Origin of the sequence: Qipengyuania pelagi (genome assembly GCF_009827295.1) — a bacterium.
Classification (GTDB): Bacteria; Pseudomonadota; Alphaproteobacteria; order Sphingomonadales; family Sphingomonadaceae; genus Qipengyuania; species Qipengyuania pelagi.
Genome location: NZ_WTYD01000002.1, coordinates 1 through 23,942, shown reverse-complemented (window position 1 = coordinate 23,942; position 23,942 = coordinate 1). Strand labels below are relative to the sequence as shown.

At 60.8% G+C, this 23,942-nt stretch carries 31 protein-coding genes and 2 pseudogenes; 19 read left to right on the top strand and 14 right to left on the bottom strand.

Annotated elements, in window-relative coordinates; genetic code table 11:
* Nucleotides 1-13: 13 nt before the first annotated feature.
* From GRI47_RS10875 to GRI47_RS10840, 8 genes are all read right to left on the bottom strand, one after another.
* The gene (locus GRI47_RS10875) at nucleotides 14-718 is read right to left on the bottom strand and encodes an NAD(P)-dependent oxidoreductase (RefSeq protein WP_119511735.1); all 705 of its coding nucleotides are present in this window, start codon (nucleotides 716-718) and stop codon (nucleotides 14-16) included.
* A 108-nt stretch (nucleotides 719-826) separates the two neighbouring features.
* Complete coding sequence (locus tag GRI47_RS10870; protein ID WP_009823998.1) at nucleotides 827-1,315, bottom strand: DUF6692 family protein; 489 nt, start codon at nucleotides 1,313-1,315, stop codon at nucleotides 827-829.
* A complete protein-coding gene (locus GRI47_RS10865) occupies nucleotides 1,312-1,776 on the bottom strand; it encodes a DUF305 domain-containing protein (RefSeq protein ID WP_008603933.1) in 465 nt (154 codons plus the stop codon). The genes GRI47_RS10870 and GRI47_RS10865 overlap by 4 nt, the downstream gene beginning before the upstream one ends.
* A 70-nt stretch (nucleotides 1,777-1,846) precedes the next feature.
* Nucleotides 1,847-2,263, bottom strand: coding sequence for a potassium channel family protein (locus tag GRI47_RS10860; protein ID WP_008603934.1), 417 nt, complete (start codon nucleotides 2,261-2,263; stop codon nucleotides 1,847-1,849).
* Nucleotides 2,260-2,991 (bottom strand): glutaredoxin family protein, encoded by a 732-nt coding sequence (locus GRI47_RS10855; protein WP_156842710.1) that lies wholly within the window; start codon nucleotides 2,989-2,991, stop codon nucleotides 2,260-2,262. The genes GRI47_RS10860 and GRI47_RS10855 overlap by 4 nt, the downstream gene beginning before the upstream one ends.
* Nucleotides 2,992-3,121: 130 nt before the next feature.
* On the bottom strand, nucleotides 3,122-4,474 hold the full coding sequence (locus GRI47_RS10850; RefSeq protein WP_009823996.1) for an APC family permease: 1,353 nt from the start codon (nucleotides 4,472-4,474) through the stop codon (nucleotides 3,122-3,124).
* 286 nt (nucleotides 4,475-4,760) lie between these two features.
* Nucleotides 4,761-5,225: a DUF411 domain-containing protein gene (locus GRI47_RS10845; protein WP_156842686.1), complete on the bottom strand. Its 465-nt coding sequence runs from the start codon at nucleotides 5,223-5,225 to the stop codon at nucleotides 4,761-4,763.
* Nucleotides 5,222-5,926, bottom strand: coding sequence for a class I SAM-dependent methyltransferase (locus tag GRI47_RS10840; RefSeq protein WP_160661434.1), 705 nt, complete (start codon nucleotides 5,924-5,926; stop codon nucleotides 5,222-5,224). The genes GRI47_RS10845 and GRI47_RS10840 overlap by 4 nt, the downstream gene beginning before the upstream one ends.
* A 133-nt stretch (nucleotides 5,927-6,059) precedes the next feature.
* On the opposite strand from GRI47_RS10840, the gene GRI47_RS10835 reads away from it, so the two are divergent.
* The 17 genes and pseudogenes from GRI47_RS10835 (at nucleotide 6,060) to arsB (ending at nucleotide 19,075) form a co-directional block, all read left to right on the top strand.
* On the top strand, nucleotides 6,060-6,356 hold the full coding sequence (locus tag GRI47_RS10835; RefSeq protein WP_009823994.1) for a hypothetical protein: 297 nt from the start codon (nucleotides 6,060-6,062) through the stop codon (nucleotides 6,354-6,356).
* A 3-nt stretch (nucleotides 6,357-6,359) separates the two neighbouring features.
* Entirely contained in the window at nucleotides 6,360-6,794 is a 435-nt protein-coding gene (locus GRI47_RS10830) for a Spy/CpxP family protein refolding chaperone (RefSeq protein ID WP_008603940.1), read from the top strand.
* Nucleotides 6,795-6,800: 6 nt separating this feature from the next.
* Complete coding sequence (locus tag GRI47_RS10825; protein WP_160661433.1) at nucleotides 6,801-7,361, top strand: RNA polymerase sigma factor; 561 nt, start codon at nucleotides 6,801-6,803, stop codon at nucleotides 7,359-7,361.
* Between the two features lie 55 nt (nucleotides 7,362-7,416).
* The gene (locus tag GRI47_RS10820; RefSeq protein ID WP_160661432.1) at nucleotides 7,417-9,225 is read left to right on the top strand and encodes a copper resistance system multicopper oxidase; all 1,809 of its coding nucleotides are present in this window, start codon (nucleotides 7,417-7,419) and stop codon (nucleotides 9,223-9,225) included.
* Nucleotides 9,222-10,538, top strand: coding sequence for a copper resistance protein B (locus tag GRI47_RS10815; RefSeq protein ID WP_160661431.1), 1,317 nt, complete (start codon nucleotides 9,222-9,224; stop codon nucleotides 10,536-10,538). The genes GRI47_RS10820 and GRI47_RS10815 overlap by 4 nt, the downstream gene beginning before the upstream one ends.
* A 24-nt stretch (nucleotides 10,539-10,562) precedes the next feature.
* Nucleotides 10,563-11,081: a YybH family protein gene (locus GRI47_RS10810; RefSeq protein ID WP_160661430.1), complete on the top strand. Its 519-nt coding sequence runs from the start codon at nucleotides 10,563-10,565 to the stop codon at nucleotides 11,079-11,081.
* 27 nt (nucleotides 11,082-11,108) lie between these two features.
* Nucleotides 11,109-11,840 (top strand): PepSY domain-containing protein, encoded by a 732-nt coding sequence (locus GRI47_RS10805; protein WP_160661429.1) that lies wholly within the window; start codon nucleotides 11,109-11,111, stop codon nucleotides 11,838-11,840.
* Nucleotides 11,841-12,070: 230 nt separating this feature from the next.
* A complete protein-coding gene (locus tag GRI47_RS10800) occupies nucleotides 12,071-12,742 on the top strand; it encodes a DUF2231 domain-containing protein (RefSeq protein WP_160661845.1) in 672 nt (223 codons plus the stop codon).
* Nucleotides 12,743-12,756: 14 nt separating this feature from the next.
* Nucleotides 12,757-13,164 carry a hypothetical protein gene (locus tag GRI47_RS10795; RefSeq protein ID WP_039388607.1) on the top strand — a complete coding sequence of 136 codons (408 nt, stop codon included), beginning with the start codon at nucleotides 12,757-12,759 and terminating at the stop codon, nucleotides 13,162-13,164.
* 286 nt (nucleotides 13,165-13,450) lie between these two features.
* Nucleotides 13,451-13,804 (top strand): hypothetical protein, encoded by a 354-nt coding sequence (locus GRI47_RS10790; protein ID WP_010240464.1) that lies wholly within the window; start codon nucleotides 13,451-13,453, stop codon nucleotides 13,802-13,804.
* A gap of 71 nt (nucleotides 13,805-13,875) precedes the next feature.
* The gene (locus GRI47_RS10785; protein ID WP_160661428.1) at nucleotides 13,876-14,145 is read left to right on the top strand and encodes a hypothetical protein; all 270 of its coding nucleotides are present in this window, start codon (nucleotides 13,876-13,878) and stop codon (nucleotides 14,143-14,145) included.
* A gap of 269 nt (nucleotides 14,146-14,414) precedes the next feature.
* A pseudogene (locus tag GRI47_RS10780) lies at nucleotides 14,415-14,621 on the top strand (single-stranded DNA-binding protein); the annotation flags it as partial.
* Between the two features lie 49 nt (nucleotides 14,622-14,670).
* Nucleotides 14,671-15,966, top strand: a complete 1,296-nt coding sequence (locus GRI47_RS10775; RefSeq protein ID WP_160661427.1) for a DUF3363 domain-containing protein — start codon at nucleotides 14,671-14,673, stop codon at nucleotides 15,964-15,966.
* A gap of 74 nt (nucleotides 15,967-16,040) precedes the next feature.
* Nucleotides 16,041-16,472 carry an antitoxin Xre-like helix-turn-helix domain-containing protein gene (locus GRI47_RS10770; protein ID WP_067679896.1) on the top strand — a complete coding sequence of 144 codons (432 nt, stop codon included), beginning with the start codon at nucleotides 16,041-16,043 and terminating at the stop codon, nucleotides 16,470-16,472.
* Nucleotides 16,459-17,160, top strand: a complete 702-nt coding sequence (locus GRI47_RS10765) for an RES family NAD+ phosphorylase (protein WP_054527877.1) — start codon at nucleotides 16,459-16,461, stop codon at nucleotides 17,158-17,160. Before GRI47_RS10770 ends, GRI47_RS10765 begins: the two co-directional genes overlap by 14 nt.
* A 100-nt stretch (nucleotides 17,161-17,260) precedes the next feature.
* Nucleotides 17,261-17,938: pseudogene (locus GRI47_RS10760) on the top strand (type IV secretory system conjugative DNA transfer family protein); the annotation flags it as partial.
* A gap of 66 nt (nucleotides 17,939-18,004) precedes the next feature.
* Nucleotides 18,005-19,075 (top strand): ACR3 family arsenite efflux transporter, encoded by a 1,071-nt coding sequence (gene arsB / locus GRI47_RS10755; protein ID WP_054522831.1) that lies wholly within the window; start codon nucleotides 18,005-18,007, stop codon nucleotides 19,073-19,075.
* A 12-nt stretch (nucleotides 19,076-19,087) separates the two neighbouring features.
* Here arsB and GRI47_RS10750 read toward each other — a convergent pair whose 3' ends face one another.
* The 5 genes from GRI47_RS10750 to GRI47_RS10735 form a co-directional block, all read right to left on the bottom strand.
* Nucleotides 19,088-19,414, bottom strand: a complete 327-nt coding sequence (locus GRI47_RS10750) for a YnfA family protein (RefSeq protein WP_054522830.1) — start codon at nucleotides 19,412-19,414, stop codon at nucleotides 19,088-19,090.
* Nucleotides 19,415-19,495: 81 nt separating this feature from the next.
* Nucleotides 19,496-20,857, bottom strand: coding sequence for a dihydrolipoyl dehydrogenase family protein (locus GRI47_RS10745; protein WP_054522829.1), 1,362 nt, complete (start codon nucleotides 20,855-20,857; stop codon nucleotides 19,496-19,498).
* 1 nt (nucleotide 20,858) lies between these two features.
* Complete coding sequence (locus tag GRI47_RS15190) at nucleotides 20,859-21,089, bottom strand: GDCCVxC domain-containing (seleno)protein (protein WP_272916523.1); 231 nt, start codon at nucleotides 21,087-21,089, stop codon at nucleotides 20,859-20,861.
* A complete protein-coding gene (locus GRI47_RS10740) occupies nucleotides 21,086-21,427 on the bottom strand; it encodes a heavy-metal-associated domain-containing protein (protein ID WP_047819462.1) in 342 nt (113 codons plus the stop codon). Before GRI47_RS10740 ends, GRI47_RS15190 begins: the two co-directional genes overlap by 4 nt.
* 11 nt (nucleotides 21,428-21,438) lie before the next feature.
* Nucleotides 21,439-21,801, bottom strand: coding sequence for a mercuric transporter MerT family protein (locus GRI47_RS10735; RefSeq protein ID WP_010240364.1), 363 nt, complete (start codon nucleotides 21,799-21,801; stop codon nucleotides 21,439-21,441).
* Between the two features lie 59 nt (nucleotides 21,802-21,860).
* On the opposite strand from GRI47_RS10735, the gene GRI47_RS10730 reads away from it, so the two are divergent.
* Together GRI47_RS10730 and GRI47_RS10725 are read left to right on the top strand one after the other, a co-directional pair.
* Nucleotides 21,861-22,283: a MerR family transcriptional regulator gene (locus GRI47_RS10730; RefSeq protein WP_010240361.1), complete on the top strand. Its 423-nt coding sequence runs from the start codon at nucleotides 21,861-21,863 to the stop codon at nucleotides 22,281-22,283.
* 139 nt (nucleotides 22,284-22,422) lie between these two features.
* Nucleotides 22,423-22,827: a response regulator gene (locus GRI47_RS10725; protein WP_010240358.1), complete on the top strand. Its 405-nt coding sequence runs from the start codon at nucleotides 22,423-22,425 to the stop codon at nucleotides 22,825-22,827.
* On the opposite strand, the gene GRI47_RS10720 is transcribed toward GRI47_RS10725, so the two are convergent.
* The coding region (locus GRI47_RS10720) for a sensor histidine kinase (protein ID WP_160661426.1) at nucleotides 22,820-23,942 on the bottom strand (1,123 nt) is incomplete at its 5' end. The genes GRI47_RS10725 and GRI47_RS10720 overlap by 8 nt on opposite strands.

Genomic DNA, 23,942 nt, shown 5'->3' with positions numbered 1-23,942 from the left:
AGTCCGCATCGATCTAGTCGATCCCGAGTTCGGCCTTGAGCGCCGAGACGTTCTCGAAGCGGTCTTCTTCTGGCCGGGCGATAGCGGGTTTAGCGTTGACCCAGGTGTTCTCGCAGACGAATTCGAGCATCGCTGCCGCGAGGTCGGCGTGCCTGCAGCGAAAGCAATCTTGGGCAAGGCGCTCGTCGGTAATGACGGCTTCACCCGTATAGGGTTCGTCGAGGAGCCAGCCCGGTCGCGCAGCCGTCCATTTCAGGCCTTTCGCGCGCTCCAGAAGATCTTCCATGGCGCGCATCTGTTCGAGAATATTGTGCAAGGCTGGTCTTGCTGTGAGCTCGAACCATGCAGGAACGCTGGGCTGCGGCTCTACGAACGCCGCCGATATCACGACGATCCGGGAAATGCCGGTCGCCGACATCGCTTCCACAAGCCTGCGGGTTCCCTCCGTGTAAAGCGGAGGCGGATCGATCGCCGTGGATGGGCTAAATCCTATACCGAGTGCGGAAATAACAGCACGGCAACCTTCGAGCTCGCTGCTGAAGTCGTCATTGAGTACATCGCACTGGAGGTACTCGACGTTGTCGACCCGGTCCGATGGTTCGGGCAAGGTGTGCTCGAACGCTCGAACTTCGATGCCCTTGTGAACCGCATGGCGCAGTATTTCCGTGCCGGTCTTTCCTCCGGCACCGAAGACCGCAAGGGGGGCTGCATCGCTCACAGGCTCAGCTTCCACTGTAGCACCTCATTATAAATTCGGCCGCGCGTGCCGGGCCGAACATGATCATAGAGCGGGCACCGACGCACGCTGGCGCCCGCTCGCTCGTGTTCACGCCTCGCTGTTGCCGCAGGTCGTGTACCCCCAGAACCCGAACTCGTCCTTCATCCGAGGTCCGGCGACGATGAGTTCCTGCATCTGCAGGCCCGCGTCTCCTTCGTCATCGAGAAGGCGCGTGCGGATACGAAGCTCACCATTCGCATACTCACCCGAGGCGCTTGCTGTGACAGGGATCAGCTTGCCGTTGATCTTGATCGCGCCGCCACCGCTGTTGTCGTAGACGAACGACGGAAACGCGACCTCAGTCAGGCGAAACTGACACGTGTTCTCGGCTCCCAGCGTGGCGAGGTCCGCGTCGCTCATGGTCTCGGGCAGCATGAGGCCCGGGCTGAGGTTGGCAAGAGCGCTCGCAGCACTCTCTATCGGCGCCGCAGTTGCCGGGGGATCGAGCTGTGCTTCGCGATCATTGCCGACCGCGGTATTGGTGTTGCAGGCCGCCAGAGGGAGGGCTGCAAGCGTCAGGATTGCGATCTTGTTCATTGCTGCATCTCCTCGGGCAGGCGTTCTTCGGTGCGCGGACCGTTTTCCTCGATGTCCTGGATGAGATATTTCATCTCGGCGATCTCGCGCCGCTGCGCGACGATGATGGCCTGCGCGAGTTCGCGAACCCGCGGATCCTTCAGGCTCGCCCTCTCGCTAGTCATGATCGCGATCGAGTGGTGCGGGATCATCGCGGCCATGTATTCGGTATCGTCCACCGTGGTCTGGCTGCGTACGAGCCATAGCGCGAGCGCGAAGACGACGGCTCCGACACCCAAGATGATGAAGTTCTTGGTCCGGTCCTTGTACATGCCCCACATGAAGAGAAGCATGACCACCATCATCATCGCGCCCATGACGAACATCATCCAGAAGCGCGTCTCGCTCCAGAAAACGTCGTCCATGTCGAAGCTGTTGGCATACATCAGGAAGAACATGATCACGGTCGAGGTCGATACCATTGCCATGAACCGCCAGTAGTTGCCGCCCCCTCCACCTTTTTCGTGTGCATCGTGCCTAGCTTCAGCCATATCAATTCTCCTTTTCGCTCATGGTTTGATAGACATATTGGGCGGTGCAACTGATCATCAGGAACCCGGTAAGGGCGGCGATGCCGGAAATGGCGCGCATGTGCCCGGCGGGCAGAATATCGCCGAGACCGACCGTCGAGATCGTGATCAGCGCGAAGTAGTAATAATCCATCCAGCTGTTGATGACGTCCTTCTCGAGCCCGCCAAGGCCCCAGACGGAAGCGAGATACATTCCGCCCGCGAATATGCCGGCGATGACCAGATGGCTGAGAAGAACGAGGCTGGAGCCTGCAAGCAGCCGGAAATGGCGTGGGTCCTTGCCTGGCGGAGAAACGGCTTTCGCCCCGCGCAGCATCAACATGTGGAAGTAGAGAGAGATCGCGAACAGCGCGAAACCGAGAAGCAGTGCCCAAATCATAGCGAGACCCAACCCAGGGCCTTGGCACCCATCCAAAGACCCATACCGATCATGAACAGGTTCTCGGTCAACGATACGAAGCCGAGCGGCACGTTGCTGCTTCCGCCGACGCAAGCGCATTTCAACTCGCGCTTGTCGATGTAGACCGCCTTGAACACGCTGACCGCGCCGACCGTCCCTATGAACAGCGATACCGGAACCGAGACGATCGGAAGCGCGTGCGCGACCATTAATATTCCAGCCAAACCCTCACCGAACGGATATAGAAATCCATATCCTACCCAGCGTCGCGCCAGCAGATCGTAGTTGAGGAACATGGTCGAGAAGCTGCGCACGTCCTGCAACTTCTGGATCGCGAGCAAGGCCATCGATAGGCTGACAAACCATTCGACCGCTTCCACCGTGAAAATCGTGTCGAAAACGTACCAGCTAATTGCCAGACCCAGGAGGAAAGCGACGCCGAAAATGGCAATGACGGGCTGGTAGCTGGTCTCGTCATCACCGGCTTGCGTTCTTTTCTTGCCGACATGCTCACGGACATCGTCGTAACCTCCGATGCGCTTCCCGCCGATGAAGGTTTGGGGGGTGGTTTCTACCCCATGCTGCTCTTTGAACGCATCGGTCTCCTCGCGCGTTTTCAAATGGTGGTCGTCCACCTCGAAACCTTCGCGTTTGAGCAAATCGACCGTTTTCAATCCATACGGACAAACGTGGTCCGGCATGACCATTCGGTAAACGGTGGCAGTTTTAGTCGTCACGATATGCTCCGTCTTGAATTTCTTTTGATCCGCGAACTTGGCGCCTCGATCCTCGTCGGCTTTTGGTCGCTGCCTTTGCGCTCGTGTTCTACTAACGGGGTCACCGCCTCTCTTCCGCCGGTCTTTCTGAAGCGGAGTCCATCGCTTGCGAACGCCTGGACAAATAGAACCATTCGGCGATGAAAACGGCGGCAATGCCTGCGACCGCATAGGCGACGACCGCAGGGTCGGTTTTGAGCTTGGCGAAGGCAAAAGCTGTCAGGACTACGCTGTCCGCCACGAGTGCCGACCATAGCACCCAGGCACGCGCACCGATCTCTTCCCGCAAACCGCGCAGCACGCCCCAATGCACAAGCATGTCCATTACGAGATAGAAAAATGCTCCGAGCGAAGCGATCCGCGACAGATCGAACAGGACCGCGAGCGTGCCGGCAATCACTACGGTATAGACCAGCATGTGACTGCGGATCGGTCCGCTCATGCCGAAATGGCTATGCGGGATCATCTTCATCTCGGTCAGCATCGTCAGCATTCGCGAAACGGCGAAAACACTGGCGATGACACCCGAGGTCGTGGCTGCGATCGCGATTGCGACTGTGAAATAGAAGCCAAGCTCTCCGAGCGCGGGGCGCGCAGCTGCCGCAAGAGAGTAATCGCGCGCTTCGGCTATTTCTGAAGTGCTGAGGCTGGCGCCGACCGCCACCGCGACGAGAAGGTAGACGACCACGCATACTGCGATCGAAATGATAATGGTTCTGCCGACATTCCGATGCGGATCGATGATTTCGCCGCCGCTGTTGGTGATGGTGGTGAAACCCTTGAAAGCGAGGATCGAGAAAGCGACCGAAGCGAGCAACGCGTCGAGGCCCGAAAGCGCGACCGGCTCTGCGAAGGCACCGCCTGAAAATCCGGTGGCCCAGATCGCCGCAATTGCGAACAGGGCGATGCCGCCGATCTTGATTGCCGACATAATGAGCGAAAACCCGCTGACCGATTTGTTGCCGGCAGCATTCACGAAATAGGCGAAAACGATGAGGGCCAGTGCCGCGACGGAGACCAGAATGCCGCTGCTTTCGAGCCCAAAGGGCCGCAAGGCATAGGTCGCGAAGGTCCGAGCGACCAGGCTTTCGTTGATGACCATCGACAGCGCCATCAGGAGCGATGCCGATGCTGCAACGACGCCCGGTCCGTAAGCCTTCTGAAGGATCATCGCGATGCCGCCAGAGGAGGGCCAGCGGTTCGACATCTTGATGTAGCTGTAGGCGGCAAGCGAGGTAACCAGCGCGCCGACTATGAAAGAAAGCGGAAATAACGGTCCAGCCAGTTCGGCAATCTGGCCGGTCAGTGCGAAGATACCTGCGCCAATCATGACGCCGGTCCCCATCGCGACACCGCCCAGCAACGTTATCGAGCCCGCATTCTCGCTATGTTGATCGTCGCCATCTGTCTGCAAGTCTTTCCCCTGTCTATGTCATCCCGTCCGAGAAGCATCACGACAAGCAGTACGTTGGGCAGAGGTTCACCCCTTAAAAAGATCCAGCATTTCTGACCGAGCTTTTGACTATCGCATTTCTCCTATTTCGTGCGTGCTGCAATCATACAAATTGGAAGGGTCCGGGACTGTGGGGGCAGCCAGCCCGGACCCGGCGAGAAGTTCGACAGGCTTCTGTGTCGCTTCCCGCAATTAGTCCTCATCGCCTGCAACCTTTCATGCCGACGCATGGAGTGGCTTCACCCCCTTACGGAAAGGACGCGAAGACGCTCTGTCCGGTTGGGCCAAAGGCGATGACGTCGTAAGGCTGGATCCGGTTTCCGGCCTCCATGCCGGGCGATCCCAGAGGCATTCCCGGAACCGCGAGGCCGGCAACGCCGGCGGGCCGTTCGCGCAAAAGCTTGGCGACGGCTTCTGCAGGCACGTGACCTTCGATGATGTATCCATCGACCTCCATCGTATGGCATGACCATAACTCATGGGGTACGCCCCGCGCGGTCTTGATCGCCGCCATGTCGTTGCTGTCGACCGATGCCACCTTCGTGTTCATCCCGTCTTCGACATGGCCTGCCCAGTTGAGACAGCACCCACATCCTGGATCCCGGAACATCGTATAGGTCGCTGCCTGAGCCACGTTCGAACAGGCTGCCAGCACGAGCAAGGCCGCGCCGCTAATCGATCGCCGGAGCAGCGAAGGCTTTTTCAAATTCATTGTGCAATTCCTTTCTTGTATCCGCGCCATAGCGAGATCGTCCCGGTTGCCGTCGGGAACCGTTGGAGCAGGCATGGCTCGGTGAAGATTTCGGCGAACAGTTTTTCGACTTCGCCGTCGGCGCTGGGCTGCGTGTCGCTTATGCCGTCAAGAGACTGGACGGTCGCCCGGAAGAGGCTCCGCATGAGTGGGCTATCCTGCTTCATATAATCGGAGATCAACACGGTTCCGCCTGGCACGAGCAAGCTTTCGATGGTTTCCAGGATTGTCTGCTTCTTGCGCAAGGGGACCTGGTGCAGGACGAGGCTGCTGACGATCTTGTTCGGCTGCCACCCTGCGGGTAGCTCGAGGCTTTCGAGAAAGCCATTGTGCCATTTCACGAGATCGGCTCCCGCGCCAAACTTGCGCCGCGCAAGCGCGAGCGCATCCGGGTCGGGTTCGACACCGATCAGACCCGCTTCCGGACAATCCGTCATCAAGGCCTTGAGAAGAGTGCCGGTTCCGCTGCCAACATCGATCACCCGGTCGCCGGGGACAAGGTGCAGCTCTTCGACAATCCTTTGTCGCCAGAGATGTTCGCGGGTGAACAGACCGATCGCCCGGTCGTAAAGGGGCGTCAGAAAGCTCTTGCCAAGAAGAGGCGTAAATTCGCCGTGATCTTCAGGTGCGGTGATATTGTTCACGAGCTGGTTCCCATTCATCCCGGCTTCGACCCGATTCTGACAGACCCGTCTCGATTACGTATGGTGGTGGACATTCCCTCAAAAAAAGAAGTTTAAGGGATTGTGCAGGCGAGCGCGTATAGGACACGTGCAACCCACAGGAGTTTTTCGGATGCGTGACAATCACTCTCTTGATGCGGTGCTCGGAACCCTTTCCGCCACCGGCACCAGCGAGGTCCCCGCCGACTTCATGGATGGCGTTTGGCAGCGCGCCGGACAGCTTGGCGAAATCGCCGACCGACGCCGCCGGACGGCTCTGTTCGTCGGTCTGTTCGTCGTCGGGCTTGGAGCTGGCGCCGGAACGAGCGGTTGGCCCGGCGGCTATGGCACGTCTTCCGCGTCATTTGGCGAGAGTCTTATCCTCGGCGAACAGCTGTCCCCATCGGCGCTCCTCCATGTGGAGCAATAGGGTTTGAAGACGACGCATATCGTTCTCGCGGTGCTTCTCGCAGCACTTGCAGGATGCCTCGGCGCGATTGCCGCGGACCGCTGGGCCAATCACGAGGCTGGCTCCGGCCTCCACGATTTCGTGCACGACGAACTCACCCTGACGGCCGACCAGGAGCAGCGTCTCGATGCGCTCGAGGCTCGTTTCGCTGTCGAAAGGGCACGGCTCGAAGGATCGGCGCGCGCAGCCAATGCCCGGCTCGCCCAGGCGATGGAAAATGAGCACGAGTACGGTCCCGAGGTTTCGGCCGCGATCGACGAGGTGCATGCGCGTATGGGCGATCTGCAGAAAGCAACGGTACGGCATGTCTTCGACATGCGTGAAATTCTCGAACCCGAGCAGCAACGCCAGTTCGACCGCAAGGTCTCCGACGCCTTGACCCGCGACCCTCGCGACTGAAGCGCCATGTCGGGGGCGGGCGACAATCCGGATGAGGCCCTTGTTTCGCAGGCGAGGGCTGGAAACAAGCGGGCTTTCAGCCAACTCGTCGAGCATGAAACTGGTCGGCTTCTCGCGCTCGGGACACGCATGCTTTCCTCTCCTTCTCAGGCCGAGGACGTTGTTCAGGACAGCCTCGCTTCGGTGTGGCTGACGCGCCATCGGCTTGATCCGGACAAGCCGATCGGACCCTATCTGACAACCGTCGTCCTCAACCGCTGCCGGGACCGTTTGCGCAGGCGCAAGGTCGCGGGCTTTTTCGGACTGTCGGGTGATGACGAACTCCATTCCATCGCCGACGATTTGCCTGGTCCTGAAGCGTTGGCCGTTTCCAGGGAAGAGCTCAATCTCGTTCAGGCCGAGATCGCGCGAATGCCTGTAAGGCTGCGCGAAGCGCTTATGCTCGTGACCATCGAGGGGCGTAGCCAGGCCGAGGCGGCCGATCTTCTCGGAACGACCGAAAAGGCCATCGAAACCCGCGTATATCGCGCGCGCAACAGGCTGAAGGAGCGCTTCGAAAAACTTTGAGGGGTTGGCTGGGCGCGCGCGTAAGTAACGGTAAACGCCAAGTCAGGAGCCCTTTATGATCGCCGTCAATCGACGCAAGTTTCTCGGAGCCGGAGCAGGAGGAATGGGTCTGCTCGGCCTTGCCGGGGCGATGCCTGCCTGGGCACGGGGCGCGGACATCCTCGCAGGTAACGCCCGCAAGGGGCTGGACGAGATATCCGGCCCCAATATCGACCTCACCGTTGCCCGATCGGCCTTCGCGACCGGCAACAGGCGCGGCGGCGCGATCGCCGTCAATGGCACGATCCCCGGTCCGCTGTTGCGATTGCAGGAAGGCACGACCGTCCGGCTCAATGTCCATAACCAGCTCGAGGAAGATACCTCGATCCACTGGCACGGTCTGCTCGTGCCGTTTCAGCTCGATGGAGTGCCTGGCGTGAGCTTTCCCGGCGTCAAACCGGGAGAGACCTTCACCGCCGAATTTCCGGTTCGCCAGTCGGGTACCTACTGGTGGCACTCGCATAGCGGCCTGCAGGAACAGGCCGGGCATTACGGCGCGATCGTGATCGACCCCGCCGGACCCGATCCGGTCCAGGCCGACCGCGAATATATCGTGGTGCTGAGCGAATTCAGCGAAATGTCGCCCCACACGATTTTCGACAAGCTCAAGAAGGGCGAAGGCTACTTCAACTACAACCAGAACACCTGGACCGACGATTACCCGCTTTCGGGCGAGGATCGCCGGATGTGGGCGAAAATGCGCATGATGCCGACGGACATCCTCGACGTGTCGAGCGCGGCTTATACCTATCTTCTGAACGGCCATGGCCCGCTCGACAATCTGGAATACCTCTTCCGCCCGGGCGAACGCGTGCGGCTGCGCTTCATCAATGCCGGCGCCATGACCTTCTTCAATATTCGCATTCCCGGCCTGCCGATGACCATCGTTCAGGCGGACGGGCAGAACGTCGAGCCGGTTGAGGTCGACGAGTTCCAGATCGGCGTGGCCGAGACCTATGACGTCGTCGTGACGCCGGGCGCGCAACAGGCCTACACGCTGGTCGCTGAGTCGATGGACCGCTCGGGCATGGGTATTGCCACACTCGCGAGCGCACCCGGCGCGCGCGCCGCCATTCCGCCGCTGCGCGATCCGCCGCTCCTGACCATGGCCGACATGGGCATGAGCGGCATGGACCACGGCTCGTCTGGCGATGCCGGCATGTCGGGTATGGACCATGGAAGTGGCGGCGACATGGCGGGGATGGACCATGGTTCGTCCGGCCAATCCGAGATGGCAGGCATGGCCGGAATGTCGGGCATGCAGATGCGCGATACCTCGCTCCTGCCACCCGATGTGAAGGTCGGTCCCGGTCTCGACATGGTCTCGATGAACCCGGTCGACCGTATGGGCGATCCCGGCGTCGGTCTCGCCGATGTGCCGCATCGCACGCTCGACTATCGCAAGCTGCGCGCTCTGACGCCGCACCGCGAGGGCCGCACGCCGTCACGGCGAATGGAAATTCATCTGACCGGCAATATGGAGCGCTACATGTGGTCGTTCGACGGCAAGAAGTTCTCCGCCGTCTCAGACGAGCCGATCCGTTTCGCCTATAACGAGCGCGTGCGCGTGAAGCTCGTCAACGACACGATGATGGCGCACCCCATTCACTTGCACGGTCATTTCTTCGAGCTGGTCAATGGCGCGCCGGCCGATCGTCAACCGCTCAAGCACACGGTAATCCTGCAGCCGGGTGGCAGCGCGCAGTTCGACCTGACGGCGGACGAGCCGGGCGACTGGGCCTTCCACTGTCACCTTCTCTACCACATGCATGCCGGGATGTTTCAGATCGTCACGGTCGCCAATCCCGACGGGAGCGAAGCATGAAAATTCGTATTGTCAGCCTGCTCGCATCGGTCGCAGCCGGCTCAGTTCTCGCCTCCCCGGCGGCGGCGCAGCATGCCGGTCATTCGCCGACGGAACCGCAGCAGAGTGTCGAGGCGCAGGCCGACGCCAAGACAAAGTGCGAACAAGAAGCCGAGCGCCATCGCGCAATGGGGCATCCGGTTGCAGATGGAGCATGCGAACCGGCTGCCCAGCCTGAAGCCGCCATGGACCGCTCCGAGATGGATCATTCAACCATGGATCATGGTTCGATGACCGCTCGGGACGGTCATTCTGGCATGACAATGCCGATGGACGCTGCCCGTCCACAGGCATCGCCCGAAAGTCATGACGGAATGGATCACGGCTCGATGCCGCAGGGCAAGCCCGCCGAAGGTGCGATGGATCATTCGCAGATGAACCACGGCGAGATGGGGCAGGCGAACGCAGACAGGTCGTCGATGGACCATGGGCAGATGGATCACAGCCAGATGAACCATGGGCAGACGCCTTCGCAGGACATGCAGGGCATGGACCATTCGGCGATGCAGATGGGCGCGGACGATGATATCCCGCTGCTGCCGCCTCCCCCCGAAGCCGGGAGCGGCCCAGCGCGCGCGGCGGTCGCCATCTGGGGCGAGGAAGCCATGAACGAAGCGCGCCGCGAGCTTGTCCGCGAGACTGACGGAGGAATGCGCTTCTGGTTTCAGGGCGACCGGCTCGAATACCGCGCCCGCGAGGGGAAGGATGGATATCTGTGGGACATCCAGGGATATTATGGCGGCGACATCGACAAATTCTGGTTCAAGTCCGAGGGTGAGGGCAGCTTTGGCGAACCCATAGAAGGCGCCGAGGTCCAGGCGCTCTGGAGCCGCGCCATTGCGCCCTTCTTCGATTTCCAGGCGGGTGTTCGCCAGGACCTCACCGGTCCGGAGCGCACGCACGCGGTTATCGGCATACAGGGTCTCATGCCGTACCGTTTCGAGGTCGATGCTGCGGCCTTCGTGTCCACCAAGGGCGATGTGACCGCGCGGATCGAGGGCGAACTCGACCAGCGCATCACGCAGCGGTTGATCCTCCAGCCCAGAGCCGAACTCGCGCTTTCTGCGCAGGACATTCCCGAGCTGGGCATCGGTGCCGGGCTCGATCGGATCGAGGCGGGCCTGCGTCTTCGCTACGAGTTCGCGCGCGAATTCGCACCCTATGTCGGCGTTTCGCAAGAATGGCGCATCGGCGACAGCGCGGATTTTGCGCGGGCCGCCGGAGAGGATCCGAGCGTCACCAATTATGTCGTCGGTGTGCGATTCTGGTTCTGAAATCTCAAAAAGGATAAAACTTCCATGACCAAGACTTTGACGCGCATCGCGGCGACTGCGTTTGTTGCCGCGCTGATACCGCTGCCAGCCTTCGCGCAGCAGATGGACCACTCTTCTCATGCGAACCATCAGATGCACGCGATGGACGCCTCGGCGGAGGATGTCGCGGGCGCTGAAGAAACCCTCAAGGCCTATCGCACCGCTCTTGAAGCGCGCGACGCGCAGGCAATGCGCGCGCTCTTCGCCGAGGACTCGGCGATCTTCGAGAATGGCAAGGCGGAAGGAAGCTTTGCCAATTACATGGAGCACCATTTGGGCCCCGAGCTCGACGCGATTGTGAGCTTCACCTTTACCGACCCCACGCTGACCGTCACCCGGATGGGGCACATGGCCCATGCCTATGAGACGTATGGCTATCGCATCGAACTTAGCGATGGCCGGGTGATCGAGCGCGACGGCGTGGCGACATCGGTGCTTGCTCACGATGCGGACGGGTGGAGAATCGTCCAGTACCATTCCTCGTCGCGCGCGCTGCGCAACTGATTACGGCTTTCGAAGAGGTAGCACCGGTTGGCAACGCCGTCGCTGAAGCTGCGCCTGCATGTGCTCGGCAGCAAGATCCACAAATGGCTGGCGATTTTCGTCGGTGTCCAGGTTCTCTTGTGGATGGGAACCGGCGCCCTCATGTCGTTTCTCAACCTGGAAGAAGTTCGCTCCGAACATGTCGTTTCGCGTGAACAAGAGGCGCTGCCTGCCGATGCCCCGCTCCCGGCCTGGGTCGCAAACGACGGTACTCTTGCGGCGGTGTCGACGCGTTCGCTCGACGGCGATGCCGTGACCGAGGTCCGAAAGGTCGACGGTAGCGTGAGCCTTCACGATCCGGTGACAGGGCGCAAACTCTCCCCCATCTCGGCTCCGACGGCAAGATCCATCGCGTTGCGCGCATGGACCGGACCGCGCACGACGATCGAAGGCGCGCGGCTCGTTCACGAACCGGTGGGGACCGAGTTTCGCGGCCCTTTTCCGGCCTGGCAGGTCACCTATGCTGACGAGGCTTCGACGCGCCTCTACATCGATGCCGCCAGCGGCACGCTCGGGGCGGCGCGTAGTGATACTTGGCGCCTGTTCGATTTCATCTGGGGCCTGCACATCATGGACTGGACCGAGCGCGATCGCATCAACAGTTGGTGGCTTCTGCTGTTCGGCATTGGCGGCACGATCATAGCCCTGTCGGGTTTCGTCCTGCTTGCGAACCGGATGCCGCGGCTGCGTCGTCGCACAAAGAAGAGCAAACTCGCCTGAGCCCATGGGGCTAATGCGCGTGGGCGAACGCCTTAACCCGTGCGCCAGGCCGAACGGGGCCAGGAGCCGACTGCGTTCGACAATCGCGATGGTGCCGCCATCAGACGTGATACGGCGGACGCACATCTGTCGCGCCAATACCATCAAATTAATGTGAGGGGCAGGCGGCTGCGGTGCGTATCAGGCACATAGGTCGCACTTTAACTGCAGGGTCGGGAGACATACGAGACATGAAAGCCCCCTCATTCTTGGCGCTGCTCGTCGCAAGCCTGCTCTTCGTCGGACCCGTTCATGCTCATGGCGACGAAAAACATGGCGAAGAGGCGAGCGCCGCGCCTGCTGCCACCAATGGCGATGCGCACGACCAGGCGGCCATGGCGCAGATGGGTGAGACTGCGGATGCTGGCGAATCCTCTGGCGCGCACGATGAAGCGGGCGGAGGTCATGACGAGGCCGTTGGCCATGCGGATGAGGGCGAAGCCGGCGTCATGGCCGTACTGAAGAAGCTGCATCCGGCAACGATCCATTTCCCGATCGCCTTGTTTCTCATGGCTGCGGCCACCGAATTGTTCGTGATGCGCCGGAAAGGAGCGGGCCTGGAAAGTGCGGTGCGCGTGCTTGCCTACGGCGGGGCCATCGGCGCGGTGGTCGCAGTCCTGTTCGGATGGATTCACACCGGGCTGTGGTTCGGCGGCGACACTGTCATGCAGGTGCATCGATGGAACGGTATGCTGATCGCGGTTCTCGGTATTGCGATGGCCTATCTCGCGAGCAGGCCGAGCCAGAGCCGCGCCTGGTTGCGCGCGTCGATCTTCTCCATGGCGGCGCTCGTTCTCATCCAAGGCTTCCTTGGCGGCGAGCTCGCGCATGGGGCGAACCACCTCGGTATTTCCTGGCTCTGAAGGAGTTGAAGAGCATGCGTACTTCCAGATTGAATGTAGCGATCGGGTTTCTCGCGATCTCGCCCTTGATGTCCGCTCTTGCTGCCTGCGACGAGGCGCAGGAGAGCACACCGATCACCGAGGTTTCGACTATGGGCGAAGCTGCGGTGGTGGCTGGTACGGCACCTGAAGCGGGTCTTGCAGACCCGGCAGCCTCTCCCTCCGAAGGTGAGGCAGCGACTGCGCGGCAGGACGCTACTTCGGCAGATGATGCCGCCACGCCCGCCTCACGGCGCGCCGCCTCGCCCGCTTCACGCGCAACTGCCACACCCGCCGCGCCAGCAACGCGCCCGCAACCCGCGAGCGAGGCGACTCCGCCCGCCGATCCCCATACGGGCCATGACATGTCCTCGATGGCCGATCACGACATGGAAGGTATGTGATCGGACGCGTTTCCCGGTGACCCGGCAATTCAGGAGATATCCTCGGCAAGAAATCGCAACGAACAACGCAAGATCAGGAAAGGACGGCCCCGCCTCCCCCCGACGCCCTGCGGGTCGCAGGTGCCCCCAAGGGGTCGTTCAGGAACCACGCGTGAAGACCAACCCGACGCGCGGGGTTCCGTTTGCCCGGCTTCGCTGTCGCCGTGCCAAGCGCATCCCGGTAGGGCTTTGTGTTATGTGAGCAGCGTGCAGACGATCGCCTCGTTGGTTATGAAAGGAACCGCATATGTCGGAAACGGGAAAAGCCGGGGCGCTGTCGCGCTGGGAAGACGAAGGCGGGGCATTGCCCTGCGGGCCGCAGGAAGCGCTCGCTGCCGACTGCGAGAAATGGGATATTCCGCCACTTTCCGATGCCGAGATCATCCAATTGCGCATCAGGGTGATCGCCCTTGAGAACATGGTGCTCGGCCTTCTGTCGAAGGCCAGCGCCGATCAGCTTGCAGCAATCGAAGAAATCGCGGAATTCATATCCCCTCGTGCCGATGCGAAGCCGCATCCGCTTACCCTGCATGCCGCCACCCAGATGGAGCACTTCGTCGAGCGCGCCCGGCGGCTTCGCGAGCAACCCACCGCTGATTGAGCGACGCTTGACCGGGCCACGAATGCTGGCCTTCCTCGCCGCGGCCCGACCGATGATCCGAAAAGAGTGCGATGGACCTCGATACGCTTCTCATGCGCTATTTTGGCACTGCCGATCCTGGAGCGGTTGGCGCAGAAACCTTGGCCTCGGGGATCGAGCGATGCCAGGTCGATCTCGGTCTGGAGCAGGACCGGGGAAAACGCTTTGCCCTGTGGGCCATGCTCTACCTGCTCGGGTCTGCCCCCGACCTCGACGTGGCCTTCGAGAACGAGGAAGACCGGGAAGCAGCCCGCAACTTCATGGATCTCCTGGCGGTATCGGAAGGCAATGAGGTAAGCTGATTGCAGCAGGGTCTTGGCACCTTCAGACCCGCACCCGATACCCATCCGGCTTTCTTCGCGAACAGTCCTGAACCAGGTCAGCTGAGGAGCCGCAACCCGTTCCTTTCCGGCCGTGTTGGCGGCTTCGCCGCCTGCCCGCACCCCCCGTCATGAACAGGTTTCCCTTCGGCCCTTCAGGCCTGCGGTGCAGTCCTCCCATGCCCTGCTTCTTCTGGATGTTCGCAAGCCGGAGATGGTCTCCGGTTTGAGGAACTGAAGGAACTTATCTCATGACCAATATCGCAATCCTCACCGGCCGTATCGCCCGCGATCCGGACACCCGCGAAACCAAGGGCGGAACCAGCGTTACCGGGATCACTGTCGTCACCGATCGTCCTGCACGCGACAAGGACGGCAAGACCTACAAGGACGAGAACGGCTACACCGCCAAGGACAGCGAATTCCACCGTGTGACCTGCTTCAACGGCCTGCGAAGACGACCGGCATCACTTCCGCTTCATCGTGTCGCCGGAAGACGCGAGCGAGATGGCTGACCTGCGCGCTTTCACGCGCGAACTGCTTGAAGATATGGCGAGCGACCTCGACACCAGCCTCGACTGGGTAGCGGTCGATCACTGGAATACCGATAACCCGCACGTCCATGTTCTGGTCCGCGGAGTTGCCTCGGACGGCAGGGATCTGGTGATCGATCGCTCTTATATCAGCGAAGGCATGCGTGCCCGTGCCCAGGAGCGCGTCACTATCGAACTCGGGCCGCGCAGCGAGCGCGATATTCAGCTAGCGCTTCGCCGCGAGGTCGATGCCGAGCGCTGGACCTCACTCGACCGCCGGCTGCAAAAGCAACGCGACGATCTCGGCGTGGTCGATTTGTCCCCCGAAGTCGATGCGACACGCCGCAGCAACCGCGCATTCCTTATCGGCCGCGCACGAACGCTCGAACGCATGGGATTGGCCGAGCGGATCGGGGCGGCGCGCTGGACCTTGGCCGCAGATCTCGAACCGACCTTGCGCGCGCTTGGCGAGCGCGGCGACATCATCAAGACCTTGCACAAGGCGATGAGTGAACGGGGCGTACAAGTTGCCCCTGCAGCCTTCGCGCTGCATGGCGAAGACGAGAACCGCCGAGTCATCGGCAGGTTGGTCGAGCGCGGTTTCCATAACGAGCTGACAGGCGAGGCTTATGCGATCGTCGAAGGAGTGGACGGGCGTGCGCATTATCTGCGTTTTCCCGATCTGGACCAGACAAGCGATGCAGCACCCGGCGCAATCGTCGAGACAGGCGAATGGACCGACCGCAACGGGCGACGGCGCAGCAGCCTGCTGGTGCGTTCGGACCTGCCGCTCGAGCGGCAGATTGACGCGCGCGGGGCGACCTGGCTCGACCGGCAGCTGCTGTCGGCACGAGCCGCGTCGCTGGGAGGCGGCTTCGGCAATGAAGTCCGGAAGGCTCTTGACGAGCGCCGTGACTGGCTCGTCGATCAAGGTCTTGCGAAGCGACATGGTAGGAGCGTGACCTTGGTGCGCAACCTGCTCGGAACGCTCCGCAAGCAGGAACTGGACGCGGCAGGTAAAGCGCTGGCTGCGCGTCATGGTCGTCTGGCAAATCCGGTAACGGAAGGTGATCACATTTCCGGCATCTACCGCGAGCGCATTTCGCTGGCGTCGGGTCGCTTCGCCATGATCGATGACGGAGTGGGTTTCCAGCTCGTGCCCTGGAGGCAAGACCTCGAGCGGCATCTTGGAAAAGAAGTCGCTGGCAAGGTCCATGTGCGAGGCGGTGTCGACTGGAACTTTGCGCGTTCGCGCGGTCCGGCGGTTTGAGGAGCACCGGCATCATAACGGAAATCTTGACAAACGCACCATATGATGCTTATAAACGCATCAGGAGATGCGATATGGTAAGTGCAGCGATTCAGCATGCCGAAGCTCCCCCGGGGCTTCAGACCTTTGCAAGCGACGGTGATCGCAGCCGCCTCACCAGCGCTGCGGTAAAGGCCGTGCTGCGCCTCATCGAGGCCTGGGGTGCGAGCAACGCTGAGGGCGCTGCGCTGCTCGGCGTGTCCGAAAGTACCTGGGACCGGATGAAAGCCGGAACCTGGGAGGGCTCGCTCGGTCAGGACCAGCTGACCCGCGCGTCGGCGCTGATCGGTCTGTTCAAGGGACTGCATCTGCTGTTCGCCAACGACATGGCCGATCGCTGGCCAAAGCTCGAAAACAGGGCCCCGTTGTTTGATCGCCGCTCGCCCATCGGGGCGATGATCGAAGGCGGCATTCCGCGCATGCTGGAGACCAGACAATATATCGACGCGCTTCGTGGCGGGCTCTGAGGAGGCAGGCGAGCCGCCGCAGATCCGCGAAGCGTTCGAGCGGACTGTCCGGCTCGTTTCCAGCGCGCGCTTGCGCGAAGCGGTCATGGCTCCACTTGCCGACAGTGATGCCGAGCTTGCGCTGCTCGCTGAAATCGAGGGGGCGACGAGTTCGCGCCTGATCGCCGAAGAGCGCGGGTTTGGCGGGCTGACAGCCGACGAACTGGTTCACGGCGTGCCGCATGCCAGGTTCATCAATGCGAGCTTTGCCTACGCCAAACCGCGCGAGCCCAATCGCTTCAACCCCGCGAACCGCGGCGCATGGTATGCCGCGCTCGATGTCGAGACCTGTATTGCCGAGGTCGGCCATCACCTGACACAGGCGCTCGCCGATGCCGGCGATTTCGATGCCGTTGTCGAATATGGCGAGATGATTGCCAGCATGGCGGGCGTCTTCATCGATTTGCGCGAGCAGCCCGGACACCCGGCCCTCGATCCGGACAAGACGAAAGGCTATCCTGTCGGCAATGCTCTAGCGGCGCAGGCACGCGCAGCCGGTCATAACGGCATTATCTATCCCTCTGTGCGCCATGCGGATGGAACTTGCATCGCGGCCCTGTGGCCCAACGTCGTGCAATCGGTCGCGCAAGGGGCGATGTACCGCCTGACCTGGTCCGGTAACCCGGACTATAGTCGGGAAGCAATCTAGCCGTACGCCGCTTTTGCTACGCCAACCTGCGATCACGCAGCTTCCGACTTGAATATGCAATGCAAAGCCGCCGTGCTGTCCTTCACGAAAGGAGCCAGCCTTGTCGGCAACCCGGATATTGTGGGGTCAGATACTCGTCGTCTTTGCTCTCACGCTCGCAGGTGTGTGGGCGGGTACTCAATGGACGGCGCACGCGCTCGGCTATCAAGCACAATTGGGCGCGCCGTGGTTCAGTGTCTCCGGAGCGCCCGTCTATCCGCCTTATGCCATCTTCTGGTGGTGGTTCAGCTACGAAGCCTATGCGCCGCGCATCTTCGAGATCGGCGGAATGATTGCCGCATCGGGCGGTCTCGTGTCGGTGGCGGTCGCGATCGGCATGTCGGTCTGGCGCGCCCGAGAGATCAGGAACAGCGCGACCTATGGCTCGGCGCGCTGGGCGACCCGTTCCGAAATATCACGCGTGGGCCTTCTGGCAGGCAAGGGCGTCATTATCGGCCAGCATGCCAATCTCTATCTTCGTCACGACGGGCCCGAACATGTGCTCTGCTTCGCACCGACGCGCAGCGGCAAAGGTGTAGGCCTTGTCGTCCCGACGCTGCTGACCTGGCCCCACTCGGCGATCGTGCATGATATCAAGGGCGAGAACTGGGAGCTGACCGCAGGCTTCCGCTCCCGGTTCAGTCGCACGCTTCTGTTTGATCCGACCAATGAGGCGTCGGCAGCCTATAACCCGCTGATGGAAGTGCGACGCGGCATCAACGAGGTGCGCGACGTGCGCCAACAGGACGTAAGACGGCTCGATGCTGCCTGAGTTGCAGGCTGTTGGCCACGAGGCGGATGAACAATGACCGCTGCAGCTGCTGACATGGACGCCCGCGCGGCGGGGCTAGGCCTGTTCGAGAAATGGCTTTCGGTCTGGGTCGGCGGCGCGATCCTCGCCGGGATTGCGCTCGGCAATGCAGCGCCAGAGCTATTCGCCTCGCTAGCGGGCATCGAATACGCCTCGGTCAATCTTGTCGTCGCAGTACTGATCTGGGCGATGATATTCCCGATGATGGTGGCGGTCGATTTCGGCGCGGTGCGTCGCGTCGGTGACAAGCCAAAGGGCCTGATCATCACGCTGGTAGTGAACTGGTTCATCAAGCCTTTCACGATGGCTGCACTTGGCGTGTTGTTCTTCGAGGTCGTCTTTGCCGACCTGATCGCGCCTGCCGATGCCCAGCAATACATCGCCGGGCTGATCCTGCTGGGTGCGGCCCCTTGCACCGCGATGGTCTTCGTATGGTCGCAGCTCACCAGGGGCGATCCTGCCTATACGCTGGTGCAAGTCGCGGCGAATGATCTCATCATGATCGTGGCCTTCGCGCCCATTGTCGCGCTGCTGCTGGGCGTGACCGACATTGCGGTCCCGTGGGAGACGCTGCTGCTCTCGGTCGCGCTCTATGTGGTCGTGCCGCTCGCAGCCGGTGCCATTGTGCGGCATCGGCTTCTCGCGACCCATGGCGGCGATGAAGCGGCGGTGTCCGAATTCACGGGGCGCATGAAGCCGCTCTCGATCATCGGCCTGCTGCTGACGGTGTTGCTGCTGTTCGGCTTCCAGGCGGAAACCATTGTCGCCCGACCGCTGTTGATCGCGCTGATTGCAGCGCCCATTGTTGTCCAAAGCTACGGCATCTTCTTCATCGCTTATGGCTGGGCCAAAGCGTGGAAGGTCCCGCACGCAGTAGCCGCGCCCTGCGCTCTTATCGGCACGTCCAATTTTTTCGAACTGGCGGTGGCGGTTGCGATCGGCCTGTTCGGCCTAGGGAGCGGAGCTGCTTTGGCTACGGTGGTAGGCGTCCTCGTAGAAGTGCCTGTCATGTTGTCGCTGGTAGCGATCGCCAATCGGACGCGTGGTATATTCCCGTTGGCTTGATGCGGATGTGCCTCATACCGGTCTGGGGGCGAGCAAGATGACGCCGGCGCCTACAAGGCAGATCGCCACGCCCAGAGTGTCCCACCGATCGGGCTTCACGCCTTCTGCGATCCAAAGCCACAAAAGCGCGGACAGAATGTAGACCCCGCCGTAGGCAGCATAAGTTCGACCTGCATGCTCGGCATCGACCAGCGTTAGCAAATAGGCAAAAAGGACGAGTGAAGCCACGCCCGGAACGAGCCACCAAGCCGACTTGTCCATACGCAACCACGCCCAGAAAGCGAAACAGCCCGCAATTTCAGCAATTGCAGCACCGAGATATGCGAGAAAGGTCATCATCTGACCTCTATCGAGATTTCGACTGTCGATCGCAAACGGGATTACCCGGTTGATGGCTTTACTGGACCAAGCGAGGCGCAACTACGATAGCATGGAGCCAAGATCGGAGCCCACGCTCGGATACACCGATACCATTTTCTTGAGATCGCTTGTTGTCAGTCCAAGTCGGATGGCCAAACCGAAGAAATTAATGATTTCGCCATATTCGGGTCCGAGCAGATGGGCGCCCAGGATAGTGTCGCTGTCCTTATCGATTATAACCTTGGTTGCAGCGCAGCTTTCGCCAACGCGAAGGTTGGAATACCAGTCGCCGGTGTCATTCTCGACGACGCGGATATCGTGCCCGGCCTCTCGTGCATCCTGTTCGAGCATGCCAACGCGGGTTAGCTCCGGTACGGTAAATACAGCGCTCGGAACTCCCGAATAATCCGGCTTGGTCCGGTTGCCCTTGAGCATATTGGACGCAGCTACCTTGCCCTCGAAAACCGCGACAGGCGTAAGCGGGGCACCCTGCGTATCGGCGGCATCCCCGGCAGCGTAGATTTTCGGGTTGGACGTGCTTTGCAGGTAGGCGTTGACCGCAACGCCCTTGTCACCTGCCTCGACATTGGCTGCGGCCAGATCGAGCTGATCAATTGCCGCGACGCGGCCCGCGCCTTGGACGACGAGATCGGCGCGCAAATCTTTCGTTTCGCTACCCGTTTCTACCGTGACAAGAAAGTCCGTCCCGTCCTTCTTGATGGATTTGAGTGACGTGCGCCGTCGCAGTTGGACGCCGACTTCCTCGCCTCGCGCGACGAGTCTTTCAACAAGATCGGCATCGAAACCTTTAAGCGGTCTCTCGCCGCGATCGATCATGCACACCTCGCTGCCGGCGCGTGCTGCGATATGGCCAAACTCGAACGAGATGAAGCCGCCGCCGATGAACAGGATGCGTTCGGGCAGCGCATCGAGCCGCATGAACTCGGTGCTGTCGGTAAGGTGTTCGGAGCCGGGAACATCTATCGTCCGCGGCTTGGCACCCGTTGCGATCAGGAAATGGTTTGCCTGAAACTGCCCCTCGCCGTCGATTTCGACGGTATCTTCGCCGACGAAGCGCGCTTTCCCGTGAAGGGTAGTGACGCCGTTGCTCTCCAGACCGTTTTCGATCCGACCGGGCATTTTGTCGGTGAACGTCTGCGTGAAGGCGACCAGATCGGGCCAGTTGATGGCGATGTCGTTCGGTTCGATGCCCTTGCCGTGCATGAGCCGCGCTGCGTCGATGATTTCCGCCCCGCGGCGGAGCATTTTCTTCGGATCGCAGCCGCGCAGGGCGCAGGTGCCGCCATAAGGCAGTTCGTCGACCACCGCGACCGACCAACCGGCTGAGGCGCATTTGTTGGCGGCATTTACGGCCGCCATACCAACACCCAGCACTATAAGATCGAAGTTTCGCGTACTCATCTTATCGTCCTCCGCAACATGTGGTGCCCGTGCCATCGGCACGCGTTTCCTGGATTGGCGGGCAGGGGATGGTGCCGAATGAGCAGAAGACGCAGCAATCGCCCGCATTGGGGCGGAGTTTCACACCGCAACCATTGCAATCGTAGAAAAACCAGCAGGCATCCGTCGGCATTCTTTCGAGCTTTTTGTACCCGCAAGTAGGGCATGTGATCTCGGACTTCAGTTCGATCATAGCGCGCTCTCTGAAAGGATCGCCGGATATCCGGCCTCGGTCGACGCCGCGGCGATCGCGCTTGTGGTTGTTCGCTCAGGATCGAACTGCGCAGTCGCCGTCCTGGTCTCGTAATCGATAGTCACCTCGTGCACGCCTGCCACGCCTTCCATCGCGCGCCGAACCGTTATCGGGCAGGTCGCGCAGGTCATATTCTCGACCGCAAAACTTGCCGATTGCAGATGCGCGGAATTTTGTTGAACCCGTTCGTCGGAGTTTGGCGGAAACAAGGTCGCTGCCCAGATACCCGCTCCGGCCAGTCCCAGTATCGCAACTGCGACGATCATCGTCTTCTTCATCTTTCGAACTCCTAGTAGAATTGCGGCGCCCACCACTCGACCGTGGACGAGGCAGCGACCAATACGGTCGCCAGCCACAGGGAGCTTTTGACGAGCAGGTTTGCTCCGGGCCGCGCGCAATATGTTCCGTCTTCGCAAGGTTCGGCTTGCCGAAAATAGACGTGCCGGAATCCAAGGGCCAAAAAGACAACCGCAATGGCGATAAATACCCATTTGTACGGTTCGAGCGCAGTGAGATTGCCGATCCACGCGCCGCTGATGCCAAGGCTCAGCAATAACAGCGGGGCAATACAGCAGGACGAGGCGAGTATCGCGCCGAGCGTCCCGCCGCTCGCCCATAAGCGCTGCGCGTTCTTGTGCATTTGATCGACCATGGAAACCAATGTACTCCCTGTAGTAACTACAGGTTCAAGCACTAATTGGCATATGGCTCATGACAGCATCGCAAGTGATCAAACGGGGAGAACTGGCCAGACGGTCGGGCTGCAACCTTGAGACAATCCGCTACTACGAGAACATCGGTCTGCTTCAGCCTCCCGAGCGTACGGCAAGCGGGCACAGGCTCTATCCACCCGGCGACCAGGCGCGGCTCGGCTTTATCTTGCGCGGCCGCGATCTGGGTTTTTCGATCGAGGAGCTCAAAAGCCTGCTCAGCCTCGTTGATTCGCACCCCTACAGCTGCGGCGAGGTTCGGGATCTGACCAATAACCATCTGGCCAGCGTGCGAGCTAAAATTGCTGATTTGACTAGGTTGGAGCGCACGCTAGCCGATGTATCAGCCCGCTGCGAAGGCGGTGATGTTCCGGAATGCCCCATCATAGATACGCTCTTTGGTCGTGGTCCTGGCGCCCGATAGTGAAGCTATGCCGTCGGAACGGGTGCGCGTCTTGAAGCTATTTCGATCGAAGCCGGATGCGACGAGGCGAGGGAACGAATATGCGCCCTGTCCGTCCCCTCACTACAGAGCCTCGTCATTTAACTTTTGATAGCTTTCCATGCCGACCACCATTCTGATTGTCGAAGACGAATTCCTCATAGCTGTCGAAATGGAGGCGGTGGTTCACGATCTCGGTCATGAATCCGCAGGCATAGCCGACGACATGCAATCGGCATTGGCAAAGGCTTCAGACGCGATCGATGTGGCGCTCGTCGATGTCAATCTGGCCGATGGAGCCACTGGTCCGAGGATCGGCGAGAAGCTTGCTGCGGATTTCGGGATCGAGGTTATTTTCGTAACCGCCAATCCCGCACAACTCGGCGAAGGGGTGAGCGGAACGCTGGGCGCGCTGGAAAAACCGGTCGATCTTAGCATTCTCAAGCAGGTTCTCGACTATGTCATTGCGGTCCGGAAGGGCGAAAAAATCGATCCGCCAGCCCGTCTTAGGCTCTTCTTTAACTAGGCTCCTGCAACCTGCTTTTTCGGACATCCATGACGAGTTCAACGCCATCGTCATGCCAGGTTCTCTCGTAATTGCCTCCTAGCTGTTGCTTCACGGCCAACTCGATGAGGCGACTTCCGAAACCCGTTTGAGGCTCACTCGCCTTGTCGATGTGAGCTCCGTGTTCCCTCCAGCGGAAGCGGACCATCTCGTCCTCGGTTGAAAGGTCCAGCGAAATCCTTCCCTCGGGATTGGACAGAGCTCCGTACTTCATCGCGTTGGTAGCCAGCTCGTGGAACACCAATGCAACCGGCGTGGCGGCGCGGCTTTCGACCGCGATATCGGGGCCGGAAATAGCAATCCTTCTTTCGGAAAAGGCAGGATAGGTCTCGAAGATCGTCGCAAGCAGCGTGGCGAGGGTCACTTCTTTGCCCTCGGGCTGGGACTTTTCACTGTGCGGCCGGACGAATTCGTGCGCGCGCCCCAGCGCGGAAATCCGGCCTAGCAAGTCGCGCGACGCTTCGCCGAACGCTTCATTTGCGCGCGCAGTCAGGCTGATCAAACCGGAAACAATCGCGAAGATGTTCTTGATGCGATGGCTGAGCTCCTGGCTCAGGATTTCGTTTTGGAGGGCGGTGCGCTTCTGCTCGTCGATATCCGTGCAAGTGCCGATCCAGCGCTGGATATCACCCTGCTCGTTGAGGATCGGCAGCGCACGACCGATCATCCAGCGATAATCACCGCTGTGATGCCGCAGGCGATATTCAACCTCGTACGGTTCGCCGGTAGCGAGGCTGTGATTCCATTTCTTCCATGAGTCGGCCTGGTCATCCTCATGGAACATCCCGGCCCATCCTTCGCCGTCGGTTGATCCGACAGGGACACCCGTGAATTCATACCAGCGCGCATTGTAATAATCGTGGGAGCCGTCGGGAAGAGTCGACCATACCATCTGCGGCATGGTGTCGGCGAGCGCATGGAAAGCGGCTCCGGCGGATTGCAGCGCATGCTCTTTAGCCAGGGGCAAGACATCCGGCGCCGAAGAGGATTCGCGGCTGCCAAGCTGGAAATTCGTGATGACTTTTGCATTCATAGCCAGCTTGTGACCTTCCCGGGATGAACAGAATCGGACCGAT